The organism is Herbaspirillum frisingense (assembly GCF_047325095.1).
Lineage (GTDB): Bacteria > Pseudomonadota > Gammaproteobacteria > Burkholderiales > Burkholderiaceae_D > Herbaspirillum > Herbaspirillum frisingense.
In genome coordinates this window covers 2,792,753-2,819,602 of record NZ_CP168558.1, presented here as the reverse complement: position 1 = coordinate 2,819,602, position 26,850 = coordinate 2,792,753, and the positions used below count along the sequence as shown (strand labels likewise).

The window sequence follows — 26,850 nt, the reverse complement described above, 5'->3', positions numbered from 1 at the left end:
CGGATCGGAGATGAAGGTGAGAGAAATGATGTGCTCCAGATGGCAATTGCATGTTTTCCGCTTCTGGTAACGGCATGCTTTTGGACAACTTGAGCAATTGACAGCAAAAAAACGCAGATTTTTACGACAACAATGGAGCAGCGCCTGTTATTGCTCTTGATGATGGATGTCGACCGGATCCAGCAGGCGGCCGAAGCGGTCCAGCCGGGGTCGGTAGCCCTTGTCCGCGTCCAGCGAAAAAGCGATGCGGCTGGTGCGCCCCATCAGTTCGCTGCGGGCGAAGAAGCCGAAATAGCGCGAATCCATGCTGTTGTCGCGATTGTCGCCCAGCATCATGTAATGATCCGCCGGCACCACTACCGGGCCAAAGCTGCTGTGCAGGCTGGGATGCGATTCCGACAGGCGTACCAGATGGTTCATGCCGTCGATGCGCTCGTCGCGGTAGACGGCATCATCCGCGCCGTCGCCAGCCACCGGCCTGACCTGCGCCTGGCCGTAGCTGGCTGCCTGGCCATTGATGGTGAGCACGTTGTCGCGCAGTTCCACCACGTCACCGGGCAGGCCGACGATGCGCTTGAGCAGCAGCTCCCCGGCCTGGTGCGAATCAACGGTAACGATGTCGCCGCGCTGCGGCTCGCCCAGGCGCAGCAGGCTGATATGGGTCAGCGGCAGGCGCAGGTCGTAGGCCAGCTTGTCCACCAGGATGCGGTCGCCCACCATCACGGTGGGCAGCATGGAGCCGCTGGGAACGACGTTGTAGTCGGCAATGGCACTGCGAAACACCACCATCAGGGCGATGAAGGCCAGCAGTCCCTTGTTCTGGGTCAGCAGCTTGCGGGCGGTCGAGGGCATGGTGGGTCTCCTGTGACAAGGATGCACATCCTACCTCAAGCCGCCGTGCTCAGCCCCAGCGTGCCGGCGCCGAGCGCAAAGGCCCGGCCGGCAGGCTCCAGTGCATGGGCGCACCGGCCACCTGCATGGGCGCACGCAGCCGTTGCGCCGGCCCCCAGAAGGTCAGTTCCAGGTGCGCATCCAGATCCTGCGGGCTTTCGCTAGCGAAGCCGGAATGCGCCTGCGTCACCGGATAGGCGGCCAGCAGATGGGCCGTGCGGGCCAGCGACAGGCGGTACTGGCTGCCCTGCCCGCTGGCCTGGCGCAGCGTGAGTCCGCGCACGGCAGCCGCGGCCAGCAGGTAGCCGGTGGCGTGATCGAGCGCCTGGACCGGCAGCGGGACCGGTTTGTCGCTGCCGTGCTGGCGCATGCCGGCATCGGCAATGCCGCAACTCATCTGCACCAGGCTGTCGAAGCCACGCCGGCCGGCCCAGGGGCCGCTCCAGCCGTAGGCGTCCAGCGCCACATCCACCAGGGCCGGGTTCAGGGCGCGGCGCCGGGCCGCTCCCAGGCCCAGGTGCTCCAGGGCATCGGCGCGATAACCGTGCACCAGCACATCGGCCTGGGTCAGCAGGGTTTCCAGGGTGGCGCGGTCCTGGGGCTGGTCCAGCTCCAGATGGGCGCAGCGCTTGCCGAGGGTCATTTCCGGCACCACGCCGGGTTCATTCCAGCGGGCCGGGTCGATGCGCAGGACCTCGGCACCGAAGCCGGCCAGGCAGCGTGTGGCGGTCGGTCCGGCCAGAACCCGCGTCAGGTCCAGCACGCGCACGCCCGCCAGGGGCCGGGACGGGTCAATGCGGTGCGGCGTGGCCGGGCCGGCGTCGACCAGATGGCTGGCCACCAGCGGTTCGCCGGCCACCGCCATGCCCTGCGGATGCGCGGCCCACTGGACCTGGCTGCGCATCTCGGCGGCACAACCGCCGTTACCGACCACCGCCGCCTCCAGCTCGGCGCAGTGCCAGCGCGCCACCTCGCGGGCCACCTCCTCGCGATTTGCCTGCAGTGAATCCAGCCCCAGCACTGCCAGCGCCACCGCACGGTGATGAGCGGCGTTGGTATGCAGGCGTATCCAGCCATCGCGTCCACGGTAATCGCCGGCTACCGCATCCCACAATGAAGGCCCCTGCCAGCCCTGGGGCCTCAACGAAGACGCAAACCACATCGAGGCCAGGCGGCGGTCGCATTGCACCTGTGGCAGCGGCGCGCCACTGCTGTGGATCCACTGCGCCACCGCCATCCCGGCCGCCGCCACCGAGGCCTGGGCCAGGTCGCTGGTGGCAAAGACCGAGGGCAAGGCCCCCTTACCACTGAGGGTGACGGTCTCCAGCGCGGCCGCCGGCCCGCCTAGGGCGTTCCAGATCTCGGTCAGCATGGCGTAGGCGGGCGTGGTGTCGGGCTGGGTCATGGTGGGCTCCTCAAGTAGGGTCGGTGTCGGGCAAGGGTGAATGCCTGCAGCTTACTCCGCTTGAATTAATCGTCAATATTGATTAATTTAATCAACTTATCGACCGATCTGGACCCGCCGTGAGCACCTATCTTTCTTCCGCCGATGCCGCCGCCCTGCTGGGCGTGTCGCGCCAGACCCTGTATGCCTACGTCAGCCGTGGCCTGCTGCACGCCCATCCGGGGGAAGAAGCGCGGGAAAGCCGTTACCTGGCCGCCGAAGTGGAACGTCTGGCGGCCAACCGCACCCGTGGCCGCAAGCCCCGCGAAGTGGCGCGGGCTGCGCTGGACTGGGGCTTGCCGGTATTGGAGTCGGCGCTGACGCTGATCGAAAATGGGCGCCTGTTCTATCGCGGCCAGGATGCGGTGGAGTTCAGCACGCAGGCCAGCGTCGAAGAAGCCGCCGCCCTGCTCTGGGACTGCACCGTGGATGAGGCCTTCGACCAGGCCGCGCCCTGCTTGCCCACAGGATTTGATGCACTGGCGGCGCAGTGGCGTGAACGCCGGGCCGAACAGACACTGCTGCCCTTGTTCTCCCTGGCCTGTGCCGAGGACATCGGCGCGCAATGGCAATTGCCGTCGGCCCGCCGGCTGGCCAGCGCCGGCCTGCTGGTGCGCCGCCTGGCAGCCTGCCTGCTTGGTAGCAGGCCCTCCACTGAACCCCTGCACCTGCAGTGCGCCCGGGCCTGGCAACTGGATGCGGCCGGTGCCGACCTGGTCAGGCGATCGCTGGTGCTGTGCGCCGACCACGAACTGAATGCCTCCGGCTTCACCGCCCGCTGCATTGCCTCCACCGGTGCCAATCTGCAGGCGTCCATCGTGGGCGGGCTGGCGGCGCTGAGCGGCCCGCTGCACGGCGGCACCACAGCCCGCGTCGAGGCGTTGCTGGACATGCTGGAGATAGCGGCCGATCCGGCCCAGGCCCTGCGCGAACGGCTGGCACGGGGTGATGACCTGCCTGGCTTCGGCCACCATCTCTATCCGCAGGGCGATGTACGGGCTCAGGCCCTGCTGGCGGGCTTTCTCGACGCCCATCCCCGCTGGCAGGTCGCCATCGCCACCGTGCGCGAACTGACCGGCCATGCCCCCTCGGTCGATTTCGCCCTGGCGGCGCTGCGCCGTCACCTTGATCTGCCAGCGGGCAGCGCCTTCGGCCTGTTTGCGCTGGGCCGCTCGCTGGGCTGGATCGCCCACGCGCTGGAACAGGGGCGCGACGGCAGCCTGATCCGTCCCCGCGCCGCCTACACCGGTCCCCGCCCTGGCTGACAGAATTGTCATCTTGATGTCAGCCTGACGTCGAGGGGCAAGGCTTACATTAGTGTCCTAAGCAGGGGCCGGTTACGGGCGCTGAGGGGCGCCGGGGTCGGTCTGTCCGTCATCCGCAAGCCATCTCCGTGAGCCCTATGGTCGTCCCGTTTCGCCGCGTCGCAGCCAGCGTCAGTACCCGTCATTTCACTCATCCCAATAATCGAACCCCCTTCCGCGCCAAGAAGGGAATGACGGTGCTGTTGCTGGCCGCGCTGCTGGGCGGTTGTGCAGTCGGCCCGGACTACGTGCGCCCGGCCATGGAGCTGCCGCAGGCCTACAAGGAAGCCGGCCCCTGGAAGCAGGCCACGCCGCGCCAGGTCGACGACCACCAGCCCTGGTGGCAAGCCTATGGCGATCCTATCCTCAATGACCTGATCACCCAGGCCAACGCCGCCAACCAGACCATCCAGCAGGCCGCTGCCCAGTATCGCCAGGCCCAGGCCACCGCCGCACTGGCCCGCGCCAGCCTGTGGCCGACCGTCGGCCTGCAGGCCGGCGCCGCGCGCGGGCAGACCAACAGCAACGGCGTGCAACGGCTGGCCGACACCTATACGGTGGGCCTCAATGCCTCGTGGGAGGCCGATGTCTGGGGCCGCATCCGACGCGGCGCCGAAGCCGGTGATGCCAGCGCCCAGGCCAGTGCGGCCAGCCTGGCGGCGGCGCGCCTGGCGATCCAGGCCACACTGGCCCAGGATTACCTGCAACTGCGCGTGACCGACCTGCAGAAGGACCTGTACCGCCGCACGGTGGAGGCCTATCGCCGCTCGCTGCAGCTGACCACCCATCAATACGAAGCCGGCACCGCCCTGCGCTCCGATGTGGCCCAGGCCGAAACCCAGTTGCGTGCCGCCCAGGCGCAGCTGATCGACCTCGACGCTACCCGCAACCAGCTGGAACACGCCATCGCCATGCTGATCGGCAAGGCGCCGGCCGCCTTCTCTCTGGCACCGGTGGCCGCCGCCACCGCCAGCGACGATGCCATGGACGCCAATGCCCAGCGCCTGCAGGCGAGCCTGCCGCAGATTCCTGCCGGCCTGCCCTCGGACCTGCTGGAACGCCGCCCCGACATCGCCAATGCCGAGCGCCTGGCCGCTGCCGCCAATGCCAACATCGGCGTGGCACGGGCGGCGTATTTCCCGACCCTCACGCTCTCCACCAGCGGCGGCTACAACAGCCCGGCCTTTGCGCAACTGTTCAACACCCCCGGCCGGGTCTGGTCGCTGGGTGCGGCGCTGGCCGAGACCCTGTTCGACGGCGGCGCCCGCAGCGCCCGCAACGATGCGGCCACGGCCGCCTTCGATGCCGCCGTGGCGCAATACAAGCAGACCGTGCTGGGTGGCCTGCAGGAAGTGGAAGACAACCTCTCCACCCTGCGCGTGCTGGACCAGGAAAGCGCGGTCCAGGCACAGGCGGTGCAATCGGCACAGCTGGCCGAACGACTGGCGATGCGCCAGTACCAGGCCGGCACCGTCACCTATCTGTCGGTGGTGACCACCCAGGCCACGTCGCTGACCAACCAGCGCAATGCCGTGACCCTGCTGGGCCGGCAACTGGTGGCCAGCGTCGCCCTGATCAAGGCCACCGGTGGTGGCTGGCAGGCAGAAGCGGCTGCAGCGGCCGGGGCCGCTGATGCTGCAACGTCGACACCTTCTGCCCCGCCGATGGCTGCCCGCTGAGCGCGGCCACGCACCCATTTCCGAATCAACAGCGATCATTTCAGGACGAGTTTCAGGCATGACCACCTCACCCCAATCTCCCCAGCGCTCTCCCCTCGCCGTGTTCGTTGCCACGGCCCTGATCCTGGCGGCCGGCATCGGCGCCTGGTCCTATGTCGAACACGCCCGCGCGGCCGACCAGCCGGCCACCAAGGCGCCGCCGCCGGTGGCCGTCTCGCTGGCGAGCGTGCAGGAACGCGACCTGCCGCTCTACCTGGCCGGCGTGGGTACAGTCACGGCCAATGCCAGCGTGGTGGTCAAGACCCGCATCGACGGCCAGCTGGACAAGGTCGGATTCAAGGAAGGTGAAGAGGTCAAGAAAGGCCAGTTGCTGGCCCAGATCGACCCGCGCGCCCTGCAGGCGCAACTGGCACAGGCCGAGGCACAACGCGCCAAGGACGCCGCCACCCTGACCAATGCACGGCTGGACCTGCAGCGCTACACCACCCTGCGCGGCCAGGACGCGGCCACCCAGCAGCAGCTGGATACACAAAAAGCATTGGTGGCGCAGCTGGAAGCGGCGATCAAGACCGACGAGGCCCAGGTGGCCTATGCCAAGGTGCAATTGAGCTATACCACCATCAACGCCCCGCTCTCCGGGCGCGTGGGCGCACGTCTGGTGGACCCCGGCAACATCGTGCATGCGAGCGATGCCAATGGCCTGGTGGTGATCAACCAGATCGATCCGATCACCCTGGTCTTCACCCTGCCCGAGGAGGCGGTGGTGGCCATCAACCTCGCCCAGCGCAGCAGCCAGCAGCCGCTCAAGGTCAGCGCCTATGCCCGCGACTCGCAGGAGGTACTGGCTACCGGCAAGCTGGTGCTGCTGGATAACCAGATCAACACCACCAGCGGCACGGTGCAGCTCAAGGCGCGCTTCGACAATGCCGAGCACAAGCTGTGGCCGGGCCAGTACGTCAATGCCCGCCTGCAGATGAATTCCCACGGCAATGCCCTGACCGTGCCGGCCGCCGCCATCCAGCGCAACCAGCAGGGTACCTACGTCTATGCCATCGACCAGGACGACAAGGCCAACATGCAGCCGGTCAAGGTCGATCGCATCCAGGACGGCGTGGCCGTGCTGGCCGCCGATAGCGGCGTCACCGCCGGCCAGCGCGTGGTCATCGACGGCCAGTACAAGCTCAAGCCGGGCAGCCGCATCGTCGAGAGCAAGCCGCAGCCGGCCAAGGCACAGGGCAGCGCCGGCACCGGCACCGATGCGAAAGGAAGCACCAAGTGAGCGTTTCCGCCGCCTTCATCAAGCGCCCCATCGGCACCACGCTGCTGGCCATCGCCATCCTGCTGGTGGGCATCGCGGTCTGGCCGTTGCTGCCGGTGGCACCGCTGCCGCAGGTTGACTTCCCGACCATCCAGGTCACCGCGCAACTGCCCGGGGGCAGTCCCGAGACCATGGCCTCCAACGTGGCGCAGCCGCTGGAGCGCCAGTTCTCGCTCATCGCCGGGCTCTCGCAGATGACCTCGCAGAGCACCCTGGGCACCACCCAGATCACCCTGCAGTTCGACCTGAACCGCAACATCGACGCCGCCGCGCTGGATGTGCAGGCGGCCATCAACGCCTCCACCGGGCAGTTGCCGTCCAACCTGCCCAACCCGCCGACCTTCCGCAAGATCAACCCGGCCGACTCGCCCATCATGATCATGTCGGTGCAGTCCGATGCGCTGCCGCTGACGGTGGTCAACGACTACGCCGACAACATCCTGGCCCAGCAGATTTCGCAGATTTCCGGCGTCGGCCTGGTCAACGTCAACGGCCAGCAGAAGCCGGCCGTGCGCATCCAGGTCGATCCGGCCAAGCTGGCCACGCTGGGCCTGAGCCTGGAAGACATCCGCGGCGTCATCGCCACCACCACCGTGAACCAGCCCAAGGGCACGGTCGATGGCGCGCGCCAGGCCTTTACCGTCTATACCAATGACCAGTTGCTCAAGGCCGACCAGTGGAACGACATGGTCCTGGCCTGGCGCAATGGCGCGCCGATCCGGGTCAAGGACATCGGCATCGCCATCGACGGACCGGAAAACAACAAGATCGCCGCCTGGGCCTTCTCGGGTGCTGCCAACACGGCGGACCACACCATCCCCAACGGTCGCTCCATCGTGCTGGCCATCACCAAGCAGCCCGGCGCCAACGTGATCGAGACCGTGGGTCGCATCAAGGCCGCCATGCCGCGCCTGCGCGCAGCGATTCCGGCCGCCATCCACGTCAACACCCTGATCGACCGTACCCAGACCATCCGCGCCTCGGTGGAGGATGTGGAATTCACCCTGGTGTTGACCATCGCCCTGGTGGTGATGGTGATCTTCGTGTTCCTGCGCAACGTGGCGGCCACCCTGATCCCCTCGGTCACGGTGCCGCTGGCCATCATGGGCACGGCCGGCGTGATGTACGTGGTCGGCTATAGCCTCGACAACCTGTCGTTGATGGCCTTGACCATTGCCGTGGGCTTCGTGGTGGATGACGCCATCGTCATGCTGGAAAACATCTACCGCTACGTCGAGGAAGGCATGTCGCCGCTGGAGGCGGCCTTGAAGGGCGCGGGCGAAATCGGCTTCACCATCATCTCGATCTCGGTCTCGCTGGTGGCGGTGTTCATCCCGCTGCTGCTGATGGGCGGTATCGTCGGGCGTCTGTTCCGCGAGTTTGCGGTGACGGTCACGCTGACCATCGGCGTGTCGGTGGTGATCTCGCTGACCTTGACACCCATGCTGTGCTCGCGCTTCCTCAAGAACGAACACGGCCAGCGCCACGGCAAGCTGTATCAATGGTTCGAACGCTGCTTCGACGCCATGCTGGCCGGCTACAAGCGCGGGCTGGATGTGGTGATGAAGCACCAGTTCATCACGCTCATGAGCTTCCTGGCGACGGTGGCGCTGACGGTGGTGCTGTTCATCTTCATCCCCAAAGGTTTCTTCCCGCAGCAGGACAATGGCGTCATCGTCGGCTTTGCCGAATCCTCGCAGGACACTTCCTCGGCGGCCATGCATGAACGCCTGCTGAAGGTGGCCGACGTGGTGCGCCAGGACCCGGACGTGATCGGCTTTGCCATGAGCGCCGGCTCCACCACCTTCAACACGGGGCAGTTCTTCATCGCCCTGAAACCCAAGGACCAGGGGCGCACCACCAATGCCGACGAGATCATCGCCCGCCTGCGCCCCAAGGTGGCACGCGTACAAGGGGTGAACCTGTTCATGCAGGCCAGCCAGGACATCAACGTCGGTGGCCGCCTCTCGCGCACCCAGTACCAGTACACCGTCACCGATACCGACCTCGATGAGCTCAACGTCTGGGCGCCGCGCATGCTGGAGCGTTTCCGCCAGCTGCCGCAGCTGACCGATGTGGCTTCCGACCAGCAGAACCAGGCGGCGGCGGCCGTCATCACCATCGACCGCGCCCGCGCCTCCAGCTTCGGCATCTCGCCGGCCTTGATCGACGCCACCATCTATGACGCCATCGGCCAGCGCCAGGTCGCGCAGTATTTCACGCAGATCAACAGCTATCGCGTGATCCTGGAAGTGACGCCGCAATTGCAGAAGGACCCGGCCCTGTTCGACAAGCTCTACCTGACCTCGCCCCTGACCGGCCAGCAGGTGCCGCTGTCGACTTTCGTCAAGGTCGATACGAGCAAGACCTCCTACCTCTCGATCAGCCACCAGAGCCAGTTCCCGGCGGTGACGATTTCCTTCAACCTGGCCAAGGGCGTGTCCCTGGGCGAGGCGGTGGACATCATCCAGAAGACCAAGGACGAGATGGGCGTGCCGCAGACCCTGGTAGGCAATTTCCAGGGGACGGCCAAGGCCTTCGGCGATTCGCTGTCGTCCCAACCCTACCTGATCGCGGCCGCACTGATCGCGGTCTACATCGTGCTGGGCCTGCTCTACGAGAGCTACATCCACCCGCTGACGATTCTCTCCACGCTGCCCTCGGCCGGCGTGGGTGCCCTGCTGATCCTAATGATAGGCGGCTACGACCTGTCGGTGATCGCGCTGATCGGTATCATCCTGCTGATCGGTATCGTCAAGAAGAACGGCATCATGATGATCGACTTCGCCCTCACCGCCGAGCGTAGCCAGGGCATGAAGCCGGAAGAGGCGATCTACCAGGCCTGCCTGCTGCGCTTCCGCCCCATCATGATGACCACCATGTGCGCCCTGCTGTCAGGCCTGCCGCTGATGCTGGGCCATGGCGCCGGCTCCGAGCTGCGCCGGCCACTGGGCTATGCCATGGTGGGCGGTCTGGTGCTGTCGCAGGCGCTGACCCTGTTCACCACCCCGGTGGTCTATCTCTACCTGGACCGCGCGCACTACTGGTATGAACGCAAGAAGAAGGCGCGCCAGGCCCGCAAGGCCGCCCGCCTGGCCCAACAGCCGCCGCAGGTGGAACATTGAAACAAGACCACACCGATAAAAAGCCGGGACGGTAGAATCCGGCATGGGCTGACGCCGGGCGATCCTGTCCCGGCGCAGGCTATGGAGACCGCATGAAGATCCTGATAGTCGAAGACGAACAAAAGATGTCCGAATACCTCTGCAAGGGCTTGACCGAGCAGGGATGCGCGGTCGATCTGGCCTCCAACGGGGTGGATGGACAGCACCTGGCGATCCAGCATGACTACGACGTCATCGTGCTCGACGTCATGCTGCCGGGGCTGGATGGCTTTGCCGTGCTGCGTTCGCTGCGCACGGTCAAGCAGACCCCGGTCATCATGCTGACCGCCCGCGACAGCGTGGAAGACCGCATCAAGGGCTTGCATGACGGCGCTGACGACTACCTGATCAAGCCCTTTTCCTTCCTGGAGTTGCTGGCCCGCCTGCAGGCCCTGACCCGGCGCGGCCGCGCGCAGGAGCCGGCGCAACTGCGCATCGGCGACCTGCAGATCGACCTGCTCTCGCGCAAGGCCTTTCGCGGTGGCCTGCGCATCGACCTCACGGCCAAGGAATTCGCCCTGCTGGCGGTGATGGCACGGCGCCAGGGTGAGATCCTGTCCAAGACCGCCATTGCCGAACTGGTCTGGGACATGAACTTCGACAGCAACACCAACGTGGTCGAAGTCGCCATCAAGCGCCTGCGCGCCAAGATCGACGCTCCGTTCGAACAGAAACTGCTGCATACCGTGCGCGGCATGGGTTACGTGCTGGAGCCCCGGGCTGCGGCCGATGCCGGCGATGACTGAGCCCGATCTCCAGACCGTCCCGGCGGCGCAACCGCCCCGCCGGCGCCGCCTGCCGCTGCGGCAATCGATCACGGCGCGCCTGGTGTTGATGTCGGCCGCCTCGGCCCTGCTGATCTTCGCCGTCGCTGGCGTGGTGCTCTACACCGTCCTCAAGGGCGAACTGCTGCGCCACGAGCGCGACGCCCTCTTCACCACCCTCAACGACATCAGCTACCAGATCGAGCGCGCCGGCAACACCGAGCGCTGGGGACGCGTGCAGCTGAAGCTCTCCACCCTGTCGCAGGCGGACCAGCACGTGTTCTTCTGGATCGCCAGCGACGACCCGCGCTTTACCTATGGCGACCTCACCCGCCTGACCCCGGCCGCCATCACCCACGACGACGGCAAGGTGGTCGGCCGCCTGCATCTGCCGGGACGCCGCTTCCCCCTGCACATCATGACGCGCACCCTGCCGGCCTTCGAGGAGCGCCCCGAAGTGCGGGTCACGGTGGGCGTGGATGGAGAACCCTACTTCGAGATGCGCCGTACCTTCCTGCTGGGGACCAGCATCTCCTCGCTGCTGGGCATCGTGCTGGCTGTCATCTCCAGCTACTGGATCGCCCGCGCCGGACTGGCACCGCTGCGCCGCATGTCGGTCCGCGCCCAGAGCTTTTCGCCACGCAAGCTGTCGGCGCGCATGCCGGTGGAAGCATTGCCGGAAGAACTGTCGGTCCTGGCCGACGCCTTCAATGGCGCGCTGGAGCGCATCGAACAGGCCTATACCCAACTGGAAGCCTTCAATGCCGACGTCGCCCATGAACTGCGCACGCCCCTGGCCAACCTGATCGGCGAGACCCAGGTGGCGCTGGCACGCGAGCGCAGCGCGGGCGAGTTCAAGGACGTGCTGCAATCGAACCTGGAAGAACTGGACCGCATCCGTTCCATCGTCAACGACATGCTGTTTCTGGCCCGCTCCGACCAGGGCGAGGCCGCCACCGCCCGGGTGCCGGCGCGGGTGGCTGCGGAGGTGCAGAAGACTGCCGATTTCTTCGAGTTCGTACTGGACGATGCCGGCATGGGCATCACGGTCGCCGGCGATACCCAGGCCACGGCCACCATGGAAACGGCGCTCTTCAAGCGGGCACTGACCAACCTGATCCAGAACGCCATCCAGCATTCACCACAAGGCGCAATGCTGCGCATTGATATTTCCGCAGGTGAAGAAATGGTCAGGGTGGCGGTCACCAATCCCGGCCCCGCCATCGACGAACAGCACCTGCCGCGCCTGTTTGACCGCTTCTACCGGGTCGACAGCGCCCGCCAGGACATCAACGGCAGCCATGGCCACGGCCTGGGGCTGGCCATCGTCAAGGCGGTGGCACGCATGCATGGCGGGCGTGCCTTCGCCAGCAGCGGCGGCGGACATAACACCATCGGATTTACCATCGCCCGTCAGTAAGGGCTGGACGTCTGTCGGCTGTATGTGCGGACGCTGGCGTCATCTGTCTACGCTTGCCGGGGCGGCGCGGAATTAACATGGGGCCTCGACTTTTTCGTTCCTGTTCCGGGAAGCCAATATGATCGTTCGCCCCCAGCCCCACTGGTTCCGCATGCTCTTCGTCTGGAACGGCTCGGTGCTGCGCACCATCATGCCGCAGATGCTGATGATGACGGCCTTCTCCACCCTGGCGGTGTTGACCGACGGCAAGATCTTCGGCGACAAGCTGCCGCTGAACACCTCCACCTTCACCCTGCTGGGCGTGGCGCTGGCGATCTTCCTGGGCTTTCGCAACAGCGCCAGCTATGACCGCTACTGGGAGGGCCGCAAGATCTGGGGTGCCCTGCTGATTGCAGCGCGGGCGCTGGCGTCGCAGGGCTTGCGCTATGGCGTGACGGGCGAGGATGCCGCCCACAAGAAGTTGTTCATCCGTCGCATCATCGCATTGGCCTATGCGCTCAAGCACCAGTTGCGCAAGACTTCGCCGCAAGAGGACATGGCGCGCCTGCTGCCGGGCGCGGCCGAGATCGATGCCAGGGCCGGCACGGTGCAATACCTCCCGGTGTACCAGATGGACCAGCTGCGCGCCATGCTGGCCCAGGCCAACCGGCAGGGAAGGCTCAGCGACACTGGCCTGCGGACCTGCGACCAGCAGCTCAACGAGATCAACCACTGCATCGGCGCCAGCGAGCGCATCGCCTCCACGCCCATCCCCTTTGCCTACGGCGTGCTGCTGCACCGGACCGTCTACATCTATTGCCTGCTGCTGCCGTTCGGGCTGGTCGATGCCATCGGTGTCGCCACACCGCTGATTTCGGTCTTCGTCTCCTACACCTTCCTGGCGCTGGAAGCCATCGCCAGCGAAATCTCCCTGCCCTTCGCCTGTTCCCCCAATGGCCTGGCGCTGGATGCTATCAGCCTGGAAATCGAGCGATCTTTGCTGGAACTGGCGGGCGAACCGCTGCCACCGGCGGCAGCGTGCGGGAAGGACTATCGGCTGGATTGAGGGATGTTTGGTGGGATGGGTAGGGGCGACAACTCAATCTCCATCAACATCCAATAGCCGCCCTGGAATTGCGCATCCTCGGACCAGTCTTCGGGCGTGCTAGGCAGTGGGATAGGCTCGGTCTCGCCGTGGAAGTGCGCTGCAGCTGCCTCTCGTGCAGCGGCCAGCAAATCCTGCAAATCGTCCGCCCCGGCAAAACAACCGGGGAAGTCGGGAAATTGAGCGCCATAGGCGCTGTCGGGATCCTTGTGGACGTAGATTGGGTAAAGCATGGAGTTCTCCTTTTGGACTTACTTCATCCCCCGGACTCAGTCTCAATAACCGCGCCCCAAATCCACATTGGCAGGAATCACCCCACTCTCCCGGTAATACCGGATATTCCCCGCCACAATGGCCGAGGCCGTGGCGGCATCCGTGGGGGCCGAGCAATGCGGCAAGACCGTCACCGCGGGATGGGTCCATTGCCAGGAAGCCGGCGGCAGGGGCTCGGTGGCAAACACGTCCAGCACCGCATGTTTCAGCTGGCCGGCGTCCAGCGCCTGGCGCAGCGCGCCGTCGTCGATGATGGGGCCACGGGCGAAGTTGATCAGTTGCGCCTGTGGTGGCAGCAAGGCCAGGCGCGCCGCATCCAGCAGGCCACGGGTGTCGTGGGTCAGGGGCAGCAGGCAGACCAGGATATCGCTGCGTGAGAGCAGTTGCGTCAGCCCCTGCATGCCGCTGAAGGTCTCCACGCCGTCCAGCTGGCGCGGACTGCGGCTCCAGCCCGCCACCGGGAAGCGCGCCTGGCGCAGTGCCACGGCGGCCGCCTCGCCCAGCGCGCCCAGGCCCAGCAGGCCGATGCGACGCTGTTCCGGTGCGACGTAGTCCAGCTGCTGCCAGCGCTGCTCGCGCTGCTGCTGCGCATAGCGCGGCATGTCGCGATGCAGGTAGAGCGTCCAGGCCAGCACGGCCTCGGCCATGGTCGCCGCCAGCCGGGGATCGACCAGCCGGGTGATCTGCAGGTCGGACTGACCAAGATCGGCCACCAGCCGTTCCACCCCCGCCCACACGCTATGCACCCACTGCAGTTGCGGCAACTGCTTCAGCTCGGCCGGGTCCGGGTTGGCGACGATGGCCAGGCGGCACTGGGCGCGCTGGGCGTCGTCCAGATCGGCGAAGGCCACCACTTGCTCCTCCGGCATGGCATTGCGCAGGGCCTGCAGCCAGGCGGTGACCGAGGCGGCATCGCCCTGGCTGACGAAGGGGATAGTCGTGCCTTGACTCATTTGGCGTACACCTGCGCCAGGCTCCTGAAGCCTTTCACCTCGATGGGGTTGCCAGAGGGGTCGAGGAAGAACATGGTCGCCTGTTCGCCCGGCTCACCGGCGAAGCGGATCTGCGGCTTGAGCACGAATTCGACCTGGCCGCTGGCCGTCAGCCGATCAGCCAGTTGCTGCCACTCGGGTAGCTCCAGGATCACGCCCAGGTGTGGCATGGGGACCATGTGCTCACCGACCTTGCCGGTGTTGCTCACCGTGAAGGGTTGCCCCAGGTGCAAGGAGAGCTGATGGCCGAAGAAGTCGATGTCGACCCAGGTGTCGGTACTGCGGCCCTCTTCGCAACCGAGCAGGTCGCAATAGAAGCGGCGCGACTGGTCGAGGTCGCGCACGTGGTAGGCAAGATGGAAGATCGATGGCATGCAAGCTCCTCGCTGAGGCAATGACGCAATGTCGGATGACGGAAAGACCGCAAAGCTGACAAGGATAACCCAGCCAGCGCCACCGCACCGCAAGCGCCTATCGTTGGCGCGCCGAATTCTGCCCGCGAAGTGATGCCGGCCGCGATTGACATGTGTCAATCAGCGCCGCATTTGCGCTGGACGCCCGGGCAGGAGCGGCCTAGTCTGGATACATGGCATCCCGCCCCGGATGCCGTCCCACCTGATCTACCCGATATTTCCGAGGAGTCACCATGAGCTACAAGTCCATCCTGGTCCATGTCGACCAGTCGCGCCACGCCGCCCAGCGCATCCGCATCGCCGCCGAACTGGCCCGCGCCCAGCAGGCGCACCTGATCGGCAGCGCCGTCAGCGGCATCTCCAGTTTCATCACGATGGAAGGCGCCGCCTATGTGGCCGCGCAGATGGATGGCTTCCGCGACCGCGCCCTGGCGGCCCTGGAGAACTTCGACAAGATCGCCAACAGCGTGGGCGTGCCTTCCTGCGAGAAGCGCTTCGTCGACGACGACGCCGAAGGTGGCCTGGCGCTGCAAGCCCGCTATGCCGACCTGGTGGTGGTCAGCCAGGCCGACCTGGACGATGCCGACGACAGTTTCCTCACCGACCTGCCCGAATATGTGATGTTGAATGCACCGCGCCCGGTGCTGATCATCCCCAGCGCCGGCGAATTCAAGCACGTCGGCAAGAACGCACTGATCGCCTGGGACGGCAGCATGGAATCCACCCGCGCCATCACTGCTGCCCTGCCGCTGCTACGCCAGGCCGACAACGTGACGGTGGTGATCTTCAATTCCGACAAGCGCCTGGGCACCCATGGCGAGCAACCCGGCGCCGACATCGCGCTCTATCTGGCGCGCCATGGCGTGAAGGTGGAAGTGGCGCAGGAACAGACCCCGTTGGACATCGGCAACGCCCTGCTCTCGCTGGCCGCCGACAAGGGGTCTGACCTGCTGGTCATGGGCGGCTACGGCCACACCCGCTTCCGTGAAGTGCTGCTGGGCGGGGTCACGCTGACCATCCTCAAGACCATGACGCTGCCGGTCCTGATGGCGCACTGACGCACAGACGCGGCGCCGACCCGCTTACCGCAGTTCCGCCACCGGCCCCTCGCGGGCCGGTGTCTTTTGTGCAGCCAGCCGTTCACGCTGCTGCAGTCGTGCCTTGCGCTTGCGCACCCAGATGATCACCCCGGTCACCGACAGCATGGCCACCAGCACCCCCAGCAGAGACACCATCACTCGCCCGGTCAGCCCCAGGATACGACCCGAATGCAGCGGGAACTGGGCCTGCAGGAAGATATCCCCGGCGCTGCCCCGGCCTGGAATCTTGCCACCCTCATAGGCGCCCGTCATGGCATCGAAATACAGCCAGGCATTGCCCAGCCCGACGTCGCCATGGTCATTGCCCGGCTGGAAGAAGCCAACCCCATAGACGCCGAACATGCCGGAATAGAAGACCCCACCGACCGGCTCATCCAGCCCCAGCTTCTGCCCTTGCGCCCGGCCCAGCGCCACCACCTCTTCCCGCGAGATGCGCGGCTCCGGCACCTTGTCTGCCGCCAGCGGCGTGCGCGTCTCAAACGGACCGGCGGTCAGCGTGGAGACCGTCTGCAGGATCGGCCGCATCACCTGGCGCTCCAGGTTCATCGACACCGAGGTCACCGCCAGCACCAGCAGCAGGCCCCAGACCCACACGCCCCCGGAACGGTGCAGATCGAAATTGAGCTTGTGCCCGCCTTCACGCCAGCGGAAAGCCAGCGACTTGCGCCAGCTCCGCCAGTTGGGGAAGGACAGGTAGAGCGCGATGAAGCAGTCCAGCATCCAGACGATACCGATGATGCCCATGAGCCAGATGCCGGTCTCGATGCCGCCCATATCAGGCAGATGCATCGTGTAGTGCAGCTTGTAGAGGAAGGGCAGCAGGTTTTCCCGCGACAGCGAGATGGCACCCCACATGCGCCGGCCCTGGATCTCGGCGGTGACCGGATCGACGGCGATCTGGTTGTAATCCAGCGCAAATGGCTTGCCGGTGGCCGGGTCCAGACGCGGCTCGACCATCATCCCGATGGTATGGCCGGGTTCGGCCTCGGTCAGCACATAGGTCACCCGCAGGCGCGGTTCGGCCAGCTCCACCCTGCGCGCCAGCTCCAGGCCGGGCAACGGCGCCCCGGCACCGGGCTGATCGGCACTGCGGGCATGAAACAGCTGCGGATTGAGCCAGGCGTCGAGTTCATGGTCCCAGGAGATCAGCGCCCCGGTCGCACCGGCGATGAACAGGAACACGGCAACGGCAAGGCCGAACCAGCGGTGGAGAAGAACGAGCAATGCGCGCATGAGGGTCAGTGGGGCTGATTGGGCAGGTGGCTAAACCGCAGAACGATAGAACGGCTGAGCGGAAATGTCGGGCTGAATCCAAGCTGCCAGCCCACCGAGAGGGTGGCCAACGGCAAGCTACAGCATTGACTTCCCGGGCAGACAGATGACGCACTCGCCCGAAAAGGCAGCACGATCAAAAATTTCCCTTCACCATTCAATTATTAAATAAGAACGAGAATGGTTACTATTAATTGTAAGAAATCTGAAGGCAAAAGGAAACCACCGTGTACAGTTTTTTGCATCCGCTCGCTTCGTCGGCCCTCCCCGTGACGCGCTGACCCATTTTCTGGCGCATCGAATCCGTTCGAGCCTGAATCGCAAGAAATACCGTATTTCCGTTCTTCCTTCAGTGGCGGTGCTCAAAGGCCGATGGGTTGACGCTACTGTCGCTGCTTTTTTGACCACAAAGGAGCAGCACATGTCCAAAGCCATCATCCGGGCGGGAGACCCGACCTCCCACGGCGGCACCGTGAAGGACGGATTCCGCCATTTCAAGCTGTTCGGCAAACCGGTGGCCGGCGTCGGCCATGGTGGTTATTGCCCACAGTGCAAACGCGATTTCCTCATCCTGAGCGGAGTAGAGAGCTTCCGTTACATGGGACACGAAGTCGCTGTCGAAGGAATGCAGACTTCCTGCGGCGCCATCTTGCAGGCCACCCAGCAGCAAGCCAAGGTCGCGGTGATGGCTGGCGGTGGCCGTCGAATGGAACCGGAAAGTGGCGCCCATCCTGGCAAGAGGGACGCACCGGCCTATCAGGACCGCTTCGTCATCCAGGACCAGCATGGCGAGCCGCTCGCCCATGCCGAATATGCGTTCGTGATCGCCGGTTCCGCACCTGAATTCGGCACCAGCGATGCCTTCGGGCGCACGCACCTTTCCGCCACGGTTGCGCAACAGCATCCGGTGGACATCTTCCTGGAGGGCTGAGCATGGAGAAGCAGCTCAGATCGCCCAGCACAGGCAAGACTTTGCGCAAGGTCGACACGCGGACCTTGACGCCGGTCTCCGATACCAGCGAGAAGACCATCACGGTGCAACGCGAATTCGTGGAAGTGATCTTTGGAGATTCGCGGATCTTTAGCCTGGGGTCGCAGTGGGGACACGTCGCCATCGTCGTTGATGACACTGTCTATACGCGTGCGCATGACGAATACGTGGTCATGCCGAAGAACATCTATTTATACGGCGGGGAAATCCAGAAAACACTTAAAGACCGAACAATCGAGGGTCAAAGTTACCGAGACAGCATCGGCCTGTTGCTATGGCTATCGCCACAGGAAAAGCGAAAGGTGGAAGCTGAACTCAAGCGGAGAGTGGAGCAGGACAGGCAACTGATCCGGGAAACCAACGGGACGCGAAGCAGCTACAGCCTTCTCGACAACTCCTGTTCGACCAACGTCGCTGACGTTCTCGAACTAGTCGGAATCCTGGCGCACGATCCACGCTGGCCCCCTACCCCGGTAACGCCAGCAGAACTGCTTGCCGCATTGGGGAAATCCAGGCGCCTGGTCAAAAAGAACTTTTATCCGAAGAGATGACAATGACGCTTCCCCAATGGTTAAAGGGCGTCATCCTCGGATCGCTTGTCAGCTATTTTGGACATGCGCTCCTGATCGATCCACGGTTTCATTTCGCGACTATCGATCTTGAAAAAGTGAAATTCATCTCGGAACGACTCGACGTCTTCAAGACCCAGGATTCGAAGGAAGTGGCTTTTACCGTCTTCAAGGAAACGGAATGCTATCGCCTTTACGAAATAACCTGGTCTTTCGGCGTATTCGACCCAAAGGACGGAACGACCCTGGAAGAGTTCATCATCTGCCCGGGCCTTGGCACGGGCTGGTTACGAGACGGCATATGAATTTATCTTTGCCTCGTCACTTGCTCCCGATATCCAGCCCTGCATCATCGCGAGGGAATCCATGACAATAAAATCACTATTGATTGGCGCCGCCATCGCCGCTCCCATTGCGCTCTACTGCAAACTGATCCTTGTCCCTCCCGACTTCTGGCATGGCCCAGTCGATGTGGTGGCTTTTCGCATCGTCTCGGAGAAGATCACCGTCTTCAAGAACAGGCACTACAAGCAGGCTGCGTTTGAAGCCAGCAAGGGCATGCTCTGCTATCGCCTGGAAGATGACTCCCACTCCTTTGTGATCGTGGACTTCAAGGACGCAACGGCAAAGGAGTTCCTGATGCTGTGCCCGGGCTACGGCGCAGGCTGGAGCAGGGACGGTATCTGAGACCCGACCCAAGGCTTCAAGCCGACGCAATCTTCGTCAATATCTCCTGCAACTGATCGATGTCGTAAGGCTTGGGCAGCGAATGCGATGGGAAGCCCACGTTGCGTGCCACCATCGCGCCGTAGCCGGAGGCGAAGATCACCGACATCGTCGGGAACCGCTCCAGCGCGCGCTTGGCCAGTTCCACCCCCGTGATACCCGGCAGGTTCACATCGGTGAAGAGCACGTCGAACGGCTGCTCCTCCAGGGCCTGCAGCGCGTCTTCGCCGCTGGCCACGCCGCGCGCCTGATGGCCCAGGGTCTCCAGCAACTCACAGACCAGCTGCTGGGAGTCGATGTTGTCTTCCACCACCAGCAGGCGCAGTCCGCTGACGGCCTGTGCGGGCTCATCGGCATCCTGCGAAGTCACGCTGCCCGCCACGCCGACGCTGCCACCTGCAGCGAGGCCGCCCGTGCCATAAGCCTCCTGGGACAGTGGCTGCTCGGTCGCATCAGCCTGGTGGTGGCGCTCGGCCACCGGCAAGACGTGGATGGTGGCCGAGGCCGTGGCGAGGTCACGCTCCCGGCTGGCCTTGGCCAGTTCGATGCGATGCGCCCGGTTGGACAGCATGTGCCGGATCCGTTGCGCCAACTGGTTGATGCGGTAGGGCTTGGAGAGCAGTTCCACGCCGGCATCCAGTCGTCCTTCGTGAACAATGGCATCACGCGGATAGCCGGAGGTAAACAGGATTTCGATCTCCGGCAGCAACTGACGCGCCTGCCGCGCCAGTTCGGTGACCGGCACGCTGCCCGGCATCACCACGTCGGTGAACATCATGTCCACCGTGATGCCGCTCTGCAGGATGGCCAAGGCCCGTTCGCCATTGTCGGCCTTGAGCACGCGATAACCCAGGGACGAGAGCGTGTCGATGACCGTGAGCTGCAGGTTGGGATCGTCCTCGACCACCAGGATGGTCTCGTCGCCGCCCCGCACCTGAAGGTCGCGGCTGTCGTCGACGACCACCTCGTCCTCGATGCAACGCGGGAAGTAGATGCGGATGGTCGTGCCCTTGCCCGGTTCGCTGTGCAGGCTGATATGCCCCTTGCTCTGCTTGACGAAGCCATACGCCATCGACAGCCCCAGCCCGGTGCCCTCGCCTTCGCGCTTGGTGGTGAAGAAGGGTTCGAAGGCGCGCTCGCGCACCTCCGGCGACATGCCGGCACCGTTGTCGGAAATCTGCAGCTCGACGTAGTCGCCTGCGGCCAGATCGGCCTGTGACAGGAATGCCGGATCGGTCAGTTGTACGTTATCGATCTGCAATGTCAGGCGGCCGCCATTGGGCATGGCGTCGCGCGCATTGATGGCGGTGTTGATGATCAGGTTCTCGACCTGGTTGGGGTCGAGCATGCTGTTCCACAGCTCATGCGTGACCACCGTGGAAATCTCGATATTCTCGCCCACGGCGCGGCGCAGCAGGTCATCCATGTTCTGCACCACCCGTTCCAGATTGATGCTGCGCGGCTGCAGCGGTTGCCGGCGGGCGAAGGCCAGCAACTGGGAGGACAGCTTGGCTCCGCGATCGACCGCGCCGATGGCGGTGCGGATGCGCTGCCGGCTGCGATCATCCTGGCGGGGGTCACCCTGCAGCAATTGCAGGTTGCCACCGATGATCTGCAGCACATTGTTGAAGTCGTGCGCCACCCCGCCCGTGAGTTGGCCCACGGCTTCCATCTTCTGCATCTGACGCAGGGCGGCCTCGGCGCGGGTGCGCTCGATGATCTCGGCGACCACACGCTGCTCCAGGGTGTCGTTGAGTTCGCGCAGGGCATCTTCGGCGCGGCGGCGTTCGGTGATGTCGGTGGAGACCGCGATCATGGCCTGCGGGCGGCCCTCGCCGTCGACGATGCGGCTGATGTCGCTGGAGACCCAGAAGGTCGAACCGTCCGGACGCAGGTAACGTTTTTCCAGGGTGAAGGAGTGGCCATCCTCGATGCAGCGGTTGAACAGGGACATGTTCATCGGCACGTCATCCGGATGGGTGACGTCGGCCAGGGTCATGTGCAGCATCTCGTCTTCAGTGCGGCCGAGCATGCGGCACAGCGCCTGGTTCACGCGCAGGTAGTTGCCTTGCAGGTCCAGCTCGGAGAAACAGACCGAGGCCTGGTTGAAGATGGCCGTCAGGCGGCTCTCGCTCCACGACAAGGCCTGCAGGCCACGACGCCGCTCGGTCAGATCAATGAAGGTGCACAACGCCCCTTGCAGCTTGCCGTCCTGCCATACCGGATGCGCCTGGTATTGCGCCGGGAAGCTGCTGCCATCCAGGCGCAGGAAGTCCTCGTTGTCGATATGGGCCGTGATGCCTTCACGTGCCGCCTTGAGCACCGCGCATTCGGTGCGGCTGACCGGCACGTCCTGTTGCGGGACCAGGATCACTTCATGGATGGAACGCCCCAGCACGTCCTTCTCGCTGGCATAGCCCAGCATCTGCAGGAAGGCGGCATTGCAAAGGGTAACCGTGCCATCGCAGTCGATGGAGAAGAAACCCTGATCGGTGGAATCCAGCAGCTGGCGCACGAAGGCGTTGTTGGCCCGCACGCTGGCTTCGGAGGCGGCCAGCGCCTGTTCCATCAGCTTGCGCGAGGTAACATCGAACACCACGCCCACATAACGTGCACCGGCGCGCGGATCGTCCTGCACCACCTCGCCCTTGCGCGCCAGCCAGCGCTGCTCGCCGTCGGGGCGGGTGATATGGTATTCGGTGTATTCGAGCGGATTGCGCGGACCGCTCTCACGGATACGCACCGTCCCCAGGTTGGGATGGAACTCTTCATCGATCATGTCCACCAGCTGCTGCGAGGTCACCTCGCCTTGCGGCGCGACACCCCACAGGCGGCGGAAACGGTCTGACACCGACAGCTTGCCGGAATCAGGAAACCACTCGAAGATGCCAATCCCGCCGGCACGGTCGACGATGCGCAGCCGCTCCTCGGCGACATGGAGATCAGTGACGTCATTGCCTTCGATGAAGATGCCCGCCACCCGGCCGTCGCTGCCCTTGATGGGCTGGAACACGAAGTCCAGCACCGCGCCGGCGAATCCGCCTTCCTCCGAGCGCCGCAGGAACAAGCGGGCGCCACGTTCGGTATAGGCTTGGCCGGTCTGATAGACACGGTCCAGCAGCGCGAAGAGGTTTTCATCCAGCAGTTCGGGCAAGGCCTCGCGCGCCGGCAGCCCCAGCACCGGACGGTCGCCGAAGAGCATGAAATAGGCGTCATTGACGCGCTCGAATACGTGCTGCGGCCCGCGCACCACGGCCTTGAAGCTGGGCGACTGCTCCATCAGGTCGCGCAGCAGGTCGGTATGGGCCAGCGCTGCATCCAGTCCACTGGCCCGGTGCAGGGAACACAGGACGCCGGCCACCTGGTCGTCGCCTGCTTCACCCTTCTCATCCCATACCGGCAGACAGGAGAAATCCCATTGATTGCCGGTGGCGATCGCCTGGTTGTCATCGTGGAACAAGGGCAGACGGCACAGTTGCTGTTGCTGGCCGGCGAACGCGGCCTCGATGGCAGATTCGCAGCGGCCACCGGCGCCGGTCCACATGTGTGAACCCGCCAGCGCAGCACCGAACGCGGCCGGGTGGGCCGCGCCGATACAGGCGGCAAATGCATCGTTGTAGAGCATGTGACGGCCAGCACCCCACACCAGCAGACTGGGCGTGGGCGAACGCAGTGCGATATTGAGTGTGGTCCGCAGCGTGGACGACCAGTGGGTCGGCGCGCCCAGGGGGCTGGCGCTCCAATCGGTTGCTGCGACGATTTGCGCGGTCAGGCCGGTTGCGCGCAACCAAGAAATTTCTGCCATGTCGTGAAACTTACCTTTATGAGCACCGAGGTCGGTCGCGTGGATGACGGCGTTGCGCGATCACGTTGCGCCGTCCTTGCCCACGGGTCCCTTCATTGTTGTTCGCATCCGTTTCGAGCGGGGGCGCTTGCTCACAGCAATCTCGATAGTGCTGCAAGCTCGATAATGTCGATCATGCGCCCCTGCATGACGCGCACGATTATACGGGAAGCCCGCGCCCGCTCGCGCTGCCGTCTCACGCGGCGGGCAACGGCGCATGCAACCAGGAGCCGCATGGCGTCTGCATTTGCGGGGAGCTTCCGGTTTTCCTACATGAAGTCGCGTCAGGCACCTACAGGGTACGGCGCCCGGCCTCAGGGTATCAGCCGGCTTTTTTCTTCAGCGCACGTTCTTCGCGCAGCAGGCGATTCAACTCGGCCAGTTCCTGGACCGCTTCCTGGGTCAGGATCACCGGCTCGTTGGGCCGGTAGGCGCGGCCGCCCAGGCGACCGTTCATGCCGATGTAGGCGCGCGCGCAGCGCCGACGATAGGCCAGGATGTCTTCCTCGCCGTGCAGCGGCTCACCCGCCGTATCCTGCTGCTGAACAGGCTCGGCAAAATTGCTCGGCCGCTCGTCCTCGGTTTCGCCGGGCTGCCCGGCCTGGGTCGAGATGTGGTTACGATAAGCGGTCCAGTCGCCCTGCTGGATGGCGACGAGAGGATCGCAAGGATGGGTGGAATCAGACTTGTCCATGAGGCTACCCTGCTCAAAGATCCGACGCATGCCGACTGCGCCGGGCTGGTTGCAACATCAGCTTGCCATTGTCCGCGTCGGTCCCGGGATGTGCCAGCGGCTTGGCCGGACCGATACAGCGTTCGATTTCTTCCCGGTATGTCATCGACAGCATACTGGTTCGCTCCCTGTTGTAACCCCGGCTCAGCACACTATCGACGACTTCATTGTAGCCATGTCACGCAAAACTGGAAGAGCCTGACGGCACCTCCTGATGTGATTTGACGCATCCTCACGAAGTCTCAGCACTTGAACCGGGCAATCTTTTCCCGTGTGGCATCTTCCGGCACAAAAGCACCGGACTGCCGCGTTGTTTCTGCGAGTTTTTGCTGATCTTAAGAGTCCGCACGGATGAGTTCTATCGGACTGTTCCCGATTGCCTTGTAGGACAAAATGGAAATCCCGGCGGCTGGCGAGACTGGACGGATCGGGGCCTCCCGGCACTGCCATTAAATTCACATGCAGAGTTCACCAAATGCAGAACCACGCCTATAATTGGCATTTCCCGAAAACAAGGGCCGTACCGCCGCGCTTGACGACAGCTGGAACAGCGCGGAATGAAAAGGTGCGTTGCCGACTTTGGGCCGCCTTCAACTTGCGTTCGTCTCCAGATGTGCGCGACCGCAATTCGACGCCCTGTTTCCACAGGCATCGGGAAAGCAGTACATGAGCAACCCGTACCACGAAAATCGCCGACGATCGGTCGACCTGAGCAACTGCGACCGGGAGCCGATCCACATCCCCGGTTCCATCCAGAGCCACGGCGCCCTGCTGTGCTTCACGCCGGATGGCCGCCTCGCTTCGCACAGCGCCAACGCCGATGCCCTGCTTGGCACACTGCCCGCGCCGGGCGCCCCCCTGGGCGAACACCACCTGGATGCCGGCGCCCGCGCAGTGATCCAGAGCGCGCTGGAAGACAAGCATGGCTATGTCGATTCGCGCATGATCACCCTGCCGTCAGGCGCCTTCGATCTGGTGACCCACAAGTCCGAGGATGTGCTGATCGCCGAATTCGAGAAACGCCCGCCCGATGCGCTGTCGCTGGACGCCTTCGCCCTGGCAGCGCACCAGGCCATCCAGCGCATCCAGCGCCAGCAAGGCGTGGAAGACCTGCTGACTCTGGCCGTGGACGAGATCGCCCGCATCACCGGATTCGACCGGGTGATGGCCTACCGCTTCCTGCATGACGATAGCGGCGAGGTCGTTGCCGAGCACAAGCGCGAAGACCTCGAACCCTTCCTCGGCCAGCGCTATCCGGCCAGCGACATCCCGGCCCAGGCACGACGCCTGTACGTGATCAACCCGATCCGCCTGATCGCCGATGTCAAGGCGCCCACGGTGGCGCTGGAGCCTGATCTCAATCCCCTGACCGGGCGGCCGCTGGACCTCAGCCACAGCATGCTGCGCAGCGTCTCGCCGGTACACATCGAATACCTGAGCAACATGGGCGTGGGCGCCTCGATGAGCCTGTCCATCGTCATCGGCGACCGGCTGTGGGGGCTCATTGCCTGCCATCACATGAGTGCCCACCTGGTACCACACGCGGTGCGCATGTCCTGCCAGTTGCTGGCGCAATTCGTCAGTGCCCTGGTCGAGCGCAACCTCAATGGCGAGCGCGCCCGGGCGCTGGAATACAGTACCGCCCTGCGGCGCGAGATCGTGGCCCGCATCACCGACCGCGAAGACATCGTGCTGGCCCTGGCCGGTGAACACGAGGGCTTCCTGCGCCTGATGAACAGCCACGGCGGCGCCATCTCGATGGACCGCAAGACCCAGGTATTCGGCAAGGCGCCGTCACGCGAAGCGGTCAACGCCTTGATCAACTGGCTCAACGAAAACGAACCCGGCGACCTGTTCTACACCAGCGCCCTCGGCGCCGATGCACCGGCCCTGAAACAGGTGCTGGGCGACATCTGCGGCGTGCTGGCCGTGCGCTTCTACCGCGAACAGGATGGCTATGCGTTCTGGTTCCGCAGCGAACAGGTGGAAGACGTGCGCTGGGGCGGCAACCCCGAAAAGAAATACAGCATCGGCCCGCTCGGCCCGCGACTCACGCCACGTGGCTCGTTCGCGGTCTGGAAGGAAACCGTGCGCGGCAAGAGCCTGCCCTGGGTCAAGACCGAACTGGAAGTGGCCGGCCAGCTGCGCCTGGATTTCCAGGAAGTGGCCCTGTCCAACGAAAACATGGTCAAGCGCGCCCGCGAGACCCTGCTGGCCACGCTGGGCCATGACCTGCGTGATCCGCTGCAAGCCATCATGATGGCTGCCCGCATGATCGAGGTGCGCGAGCACTCACCCTCCAGTTCCAACCTGAGCAAGCGCATCTCGTCCTCCTCCAGCCGCATGCATCGGCTGATTTCGCAGGTACTCGACATCAGCCGCCTGCAAAGCGGCATGGGTCTGGATATCCAGCGTCGTCCGGTGGACGTGCGCAAGATGGCGATGGAAATCGTCAACGAGGCCCGCATGGCCTATCCCGACAATGAAATCATCCTGGAAGCCGAAGACTGCGGTGAGATCGGGCTCGATGGTGACCGCATCAGCCAGGTGGTCTCCAACCTGCTGTCCAATACACGCCACCATGGCGAAATCGGCAAGCCGTCCACGCTGATCGTGTTCCGCCGCGACGAACAACTGACCATCTCGGTCTCCAACCACGGCGCACCGATACCGGCCGCTGTGCGTGACAATCTCTTCAAGCCCTACAAGAAGGAATCGATGGGCAACCAGCGCAATGCGCGCGGCCTGGGACTGGGCCTGTACATCGTCAGCGAGATCGTCAATGGCCACGGTGGCCGCATTACCGTGGACTGCGAAAGCAACATCATCACCTTCACCGTCACCATTCCGGTGCCGGCAGACTGAATGC

Annotated in this window: 21 protein-coding genes; 13 read left to right on the top strand and 8 right to left on the bottom strand. The window is 64.6% G+C overall.

The window, feature by feature from the left end:
• Nucleotides 1-147 precede the first annotated feature (147 nt).
• Both lepB and ACEOAC_RS13015 read right to left on the bottom strand, forming a co-directional pair.
• Nucleotides 148-852 (bottom strand): signal peptidase I, encoded by a 705-nt coding sequence (gene lepB / locus ACEOAC_RS13020; RefSeq protein ID WP_077238028.1) that lies wholly within the window; start codon nt 850-852, stop codon nt 148-150.
• Nucleotides 853-901: 49 nt separating this feature from the next.
• A complete protein-coding gene (locus tag ACEOAC_RS13015; protein WP_413628379.1) occupies nt 902-2,296 on the bottom strand; it encodes a CoA transferase in 1,395 nt (464 codons plus the stop codon).
• Nucleotides 2,297-2,415: 119 nt separating this feature from the next.
• Between ACEOAC_RS13015 and ACEOAC_RS13010 the strand changes: the two genes are divergently transcribed.
• The 7 genes from ACEOAC_RS13010 to ACEOAC_RS12980 all read left to right on the top strand — a co-directional run bounded on the left by ACEOAC_RS13010 (nt 2,416) and on the right by ACEOAC_RS12980 (nt 13,029).
• Nucleotides 2,416-3,600: a citrate synthase family protein gene (locus ACEOAC_RS13010; protein WP_413628378.1), complete on the top strand. Its 1,185-nt coding sequence runs from the start codon at nt 2,416-2,418 to the stop codon at nt 3,598-3,600.
• Between the two features lie 137 nt (nt 3,601-3,737).
• Nucleotides 3,738-5,318, top strand: a complete 1,581-nt coding sequence (locus ACEOAC_RS13005) for an efflux transporter outer membrane subunit (RefSeq protein WP_413628377.1) — start codon at nt 3,738-3,740, stop codon at nt 5,316-5,318.
• A gap of 58 nt (nt 5,319-5,376) precedes the next feature.
• Entirely contained in the window at nt 5,377-6,597 is a 1,221-nt protein-coding gene (locus ACEOAC_RS13000; protein ID WP_413628376.1) for an efflux RND transporter periplasmic adaptor subunit, read from the top strand.
• Nucleotides 6,594-9,761 carry an efflux RND transporter permease subunit gene (locus ACEOAC_RS12995; RefSeq protein ID WP_413445404.1) on the top strand — a complete coding sequence of 1,056 codons (3,168 nt, stop codon included), beginning with the start codon at nt 6,594-6,596 and terminating at the stop codon, nt 9,759-9,761. The genes ACEOAC_RS13000 and ACEOAC_RS12995 overlap by 4 nt, the downstream gene beginning before the upstream one ends.
• Before the next feature lie 92 nt (nt 9,762-9,853).
• A complete protein-coding gene (locus ACEOAC_RS12990; RefSeq protein WP_006462301.1) occupies nt 9,854-10,546 on the top strand; it encodes a heavy metal response regulator transcription factor in 693 nt (230 codons plus the stop codon).
• A complete protein-coding gene (locus ACEOAC_RS12985; protein WP_077238035.1) occupies nt 10,539-11,984 on the top strand; it encodes a heavy metal sensor histidine kinase in 1,446 nt (481 codons plus the stop codon). The genes ACEOAC_RS12990 and ACEOAC_RS12985 overlap by 8 nt, the downstream gene beginning before the upstream one ends.
• A gap of 118 nt (nt 11,985-12,102) precedes the next feature.
• A complete protein-coding gene (locus ACEOAC_RS12980) occupies nt 12,103-13,029 on the top strand; it encodes a bestrophin family protein (RefSeq protein ID WP_413445623.1) in 927 nt (308 codons plus the stop codon).
• Here the strand turns inward: ACEOAC_RS12980 and ACEOAC_RS12975 are convergent.
• From ACEOAC_RS12975 to ACEOAC_RS12965, 3 genes are read right to left on the bottom strand one after another with little or no spacing between them, the layout of a single operon-like run.
• Nucleotides 13,014-13,301, bottom strand: coding sequence for a type II toxin-antitoxin system HicB family antitoxin (locus tag ACEOAC_RS12975; protein WP_241812387.1), 288 nt, complete (start codon nt 13,299-13,301; stop codon nt 13,014-13,016). The genes ACEOAC_RS12980 and ACEOAC_RS12975 overlap by 16 nt on opposite strands.
• A 42-nt stretch (nt 13,302-13,343) precedes the next feature.
• Complete coding sequence (locus ACEOAC_RS12970; RefSeq protein ID WP_413628375.1) at nt 13,344-14,294, bottom strand: 2-hydroxyacid dehydrogenase; 951 nt, start codon at nt 14,292-14,294, stop codon at nt 13,344-13,346.
• Complete coding sequence (locus ACEOAC_RS12965; protein WP_102662415.1) at nt 14,291-14,707, bottom strand: VOC family protein; 417 nt, start codon at nt 14,705-14,707, stop codon at nt 14,291-14,293. The genes ACEOAC_RS12970 and ACEOAC_RS12965 overlap by 4 nt, the downstream gene beginning before the upstream one ends.
• A 272-nt stretch (nt 14,708-14,979) precedes the next feature.
• Between ACEOAC_RS12965 and ACEOAC_RS12960 the strand changes: the two genes are divergently transcribed.
• Nucleotides 14,980-15,804, top strand: a complete 825-nt coding sequence (locus ACEOAC_RS12960; protein ID WP_006462308.1) for a universal stress protein — start codon at nt 14,980-14,982, stop codon at nt 15,802-15,804.
• Between the two features lie 24 nt (nt 15,805-15,828).
• Here ACEOAC_RS12960 and ACEOAC_RS12955 read toward each other — a convergent pair whose 3' ends face one another.
• Complete coding sequence (locus ACEOAC_RS12955) at nt 15,829-17,079, bottom strand: PepSY-associated TM helix domain-containing protein (protein WP_413444385.1); 1,251 nt, start codon at nt 17,077-17,079, stop codon at nt 15,829-15,831.
• A gap of 460 nt (nt 17,080-17,539) precedes the next feature.
• Between ACEOAC_RS12955 and ACEOAC_RS12950 the strand changes: the two genes are divergently transcribed.
• The 4 genes from ACEOAC_RS12950 (at nt 17,540) to ACEOAC_RS12935 (ending at nt 19,365) form a co-directional block, all read left to right on the top strand.
• Nucleotides 17,540-18,049 (top strand): PAAR domain-containing protein, encoded by a 510-nt coding sequence (locus ACEOAC_RS12950; RefSeq protein ID WP_413444384.1) that lies wholly within the window; start codon nt 17,540-17,542, stop codon nt 18,047-18,049.
• 2 nt (nt 18,050-18,051) lie between these two features.
• Nucleotides 18,052-18,660: a hypothetical protein gene (locus ACEOAC_RS12945; RefSeq protein WP_006462311.1), complete on the top strand. Its 609-nt coding sequence runs from the start codon at nt 18,052-18,054 to the stop codon at nt 18,658-18,660.
• Between the two features lie 2 nt (nt 18,661-18,662).
• The gene (locus tag ACEOAC_RS12940) at nt 18,663-18,983 is read left to right on the top strand and encodes a hypothetical protein (protein ID WP_039874537.1); all 321 of its coding nucleotides are present in this window, start codon (nt 18,663-18,665) and stop codon (nt 18,981-18,983) included.
• Nucleotides 18,984-19,044: 61 nt separating this feature from the next.
• A complete protein-coding gene (locus tag ACEOAC_RS12935) occupies nt 19,045-19,365 on the top strand; it encodes a hypothetical protein (protein ID WP_152486640.1) in 321 nt (106 codons plus the stop codon).
• Between the two features lie 16 nt (nt 19,366-19,381).
• On the opposite strand, the gene ACEOAC_RS12930 is transcribed toward ACEOAC_RS12935, so the two are convergent.
• Together ACEOAC_RS12930 and ACEOAC_RS12925 are read right to left on the bottom strand one after the other, a co-directional pair.
• Entirely contained in the window at nt 19,382-23,209 is a 3,828-nt protein-coding gene (locus ACEOAC_RS12930) for a PAS domain S-box protein (RefSeq protein ID WP_413444383.1), read from the bottom strand.
• Between the two features lie 361 nt (nt 23,210-23,570).
• Nucleotides 23,571-23,942 (bottom strand): hypothetical protein, encoded by a 372-nt coding sequence (locus ACEOAC_RS12925; RefSeq protein ID WP_241812394.1) that lies wholly within the window; start codon nt 23,940-23,942, stop codon nt 23,571-23,573.
• Nucleotides 23,943-24,647: 705 nt separating this feature from the next.
• Between ACEOAC_RS12925 and ACEOAC_RS12920 the strand changes: the two genes are divergently transcribed.
• Complete coding sequence (locus tag ACEOAC_RS12920; RefSeq protein WP_241812395.1) at nt 24,648-26,846, top strand: ATP-binding protein; 2,199 nt, start codon at nt 24,648-24,650, stop codon at nt 26,844-26,846.
• Nucleotides 26,847-26,850: the final 4 nt, after the last annotated feature.

Coding starts and splice junctions, on each gene's coding strand:
- ACEOAC_RS12945 (WP_006462311.1), top strand. CDS start 18,052: ATGGAGAAGCAGCTCAGATCGCCCAGCACAGGCAAGACTTTGCGCAAG.
- ACEOAC_RS12960 (WP_006462308.1), top strand. CDS start 14,980: ATGAGCTACAAGTCCATCCTGGTCCATGTCGACCAGTCGCGCCACGCC.
- ACEOAC_RS12990 (WP_006462301.1), top strand. CDS start 9,854: ATGAAGATCCTGATAGTCGAAGACGAACAAAAGATGTCCGAATACCTC.
- ACEOAC_RS12930 (WP_413444383.1), bottom strand. CDS start 23,209: ATGGCAGAAATTTCTTGGTTGCGCGCAACCGGCCTGACCGCGCAAATC.
- ACEOAC_RS12980 (WP_413445623.1), top strand. CDS start 12,103: ATGATCGTTCGCCCCCAGCCCCACTGGTTCCGCATGCTCTTCGTCTGG.
- ACEOAC_RS12925 (WP_241812394.1), bottom strand. CDS start 23,942: ATGGACAAGTCTGATTCCACCCATCCTTGCGATCCTCTCGTCGCCATC.
- ACEOAC_RS13000 (WP_413628376.1), top strand. CDS start 5,377: ATGACCACCTCACCCCAATCTCCCCAGCGCTCTCCCCTCGCCGTGTTC.
- ACEOAC_RS12920 (WP_241812395.1), top strand. CDS start 24,648: ATGAGCAACCCGTACCACGAAAATCGCCGACGATCGGTCGACCTGAGC.
- ACEOAC_RS12935 (WP_152486640.1), top strand. CDS start 19,045: ATGACAATAAAATCACTATTGATTGGCGCCGCCATCGCCGCTCCCATT.
- lepB (WP_077238028.1), bottom strand. CDS start 852: ATGCCCTCGACCGCCCGCAAGCTGCTGACCCAGAACAAGGGACTGCTG.
- ACEOAC_RS12975 (WP_241812387.1), bottom strand. CDS start 13,301: ATGCTTTACCCAATCTACGTCCACAAGGATCCCGACAGCGCCTATGGC.
- ACEOAC_RS12950 (WP_413444384.1), top strand. CDS start 17,540: ATGTCCAAAGCCATCATCCGGGCGGGAGACCCGACCTCCCACGGCGGC.
- ACEOAC_RS12940 (WP_039874537.1), top strand. CDS start 18,663: ATGACGCTTCCCCAATGGTTAAAGGGCGTCATCCTCGGATCGCTTGTC.
- ACEOAC_RS13015 (WP_413628379.1), bottom strand. CDS start 2,296: ATGACCCAGCCCGACACCACGCCCGCCTACGCCATGCTGACCGAGATC.
- ACEOAC_RS12955 (WP_413444385.1), bottom strand. CDS start 17,079: ATGCGCGCATTGCTCGTTCTTCTCCACCGCTGGTTCGGCCTTGCCGTT.
- ACEOAC_RS12965 (WP_102662415.1), bottom strand. CDS start 14,707: ATGCCATCGATCTTCCATCTTGCCTACCACGTGCGCGACCTCGACCAG.
- ACEOAC_RS12970 (WP_413628375.1), bottom strand. CDS start 14,294: ATGAGTCAAGGCACGACTATCCCCTTCGTCAGCCAGGGCGATGCCGCC.
- ACEOAC_RS13005 (WP_413628377.1), top strand. CDS start 3,738: ATGGTCGTCCCGTTTCGCCGCGTCGCAGCCAGCGTCAGTACCCGTCAT.
- ACEOAC_RS12985 (WP_077238035.1), top strand. CDS start 10,539: ATGACTGAGCCCGATCTCCAGACCGTCCCGGCGGCGCAACCGCCCCGC.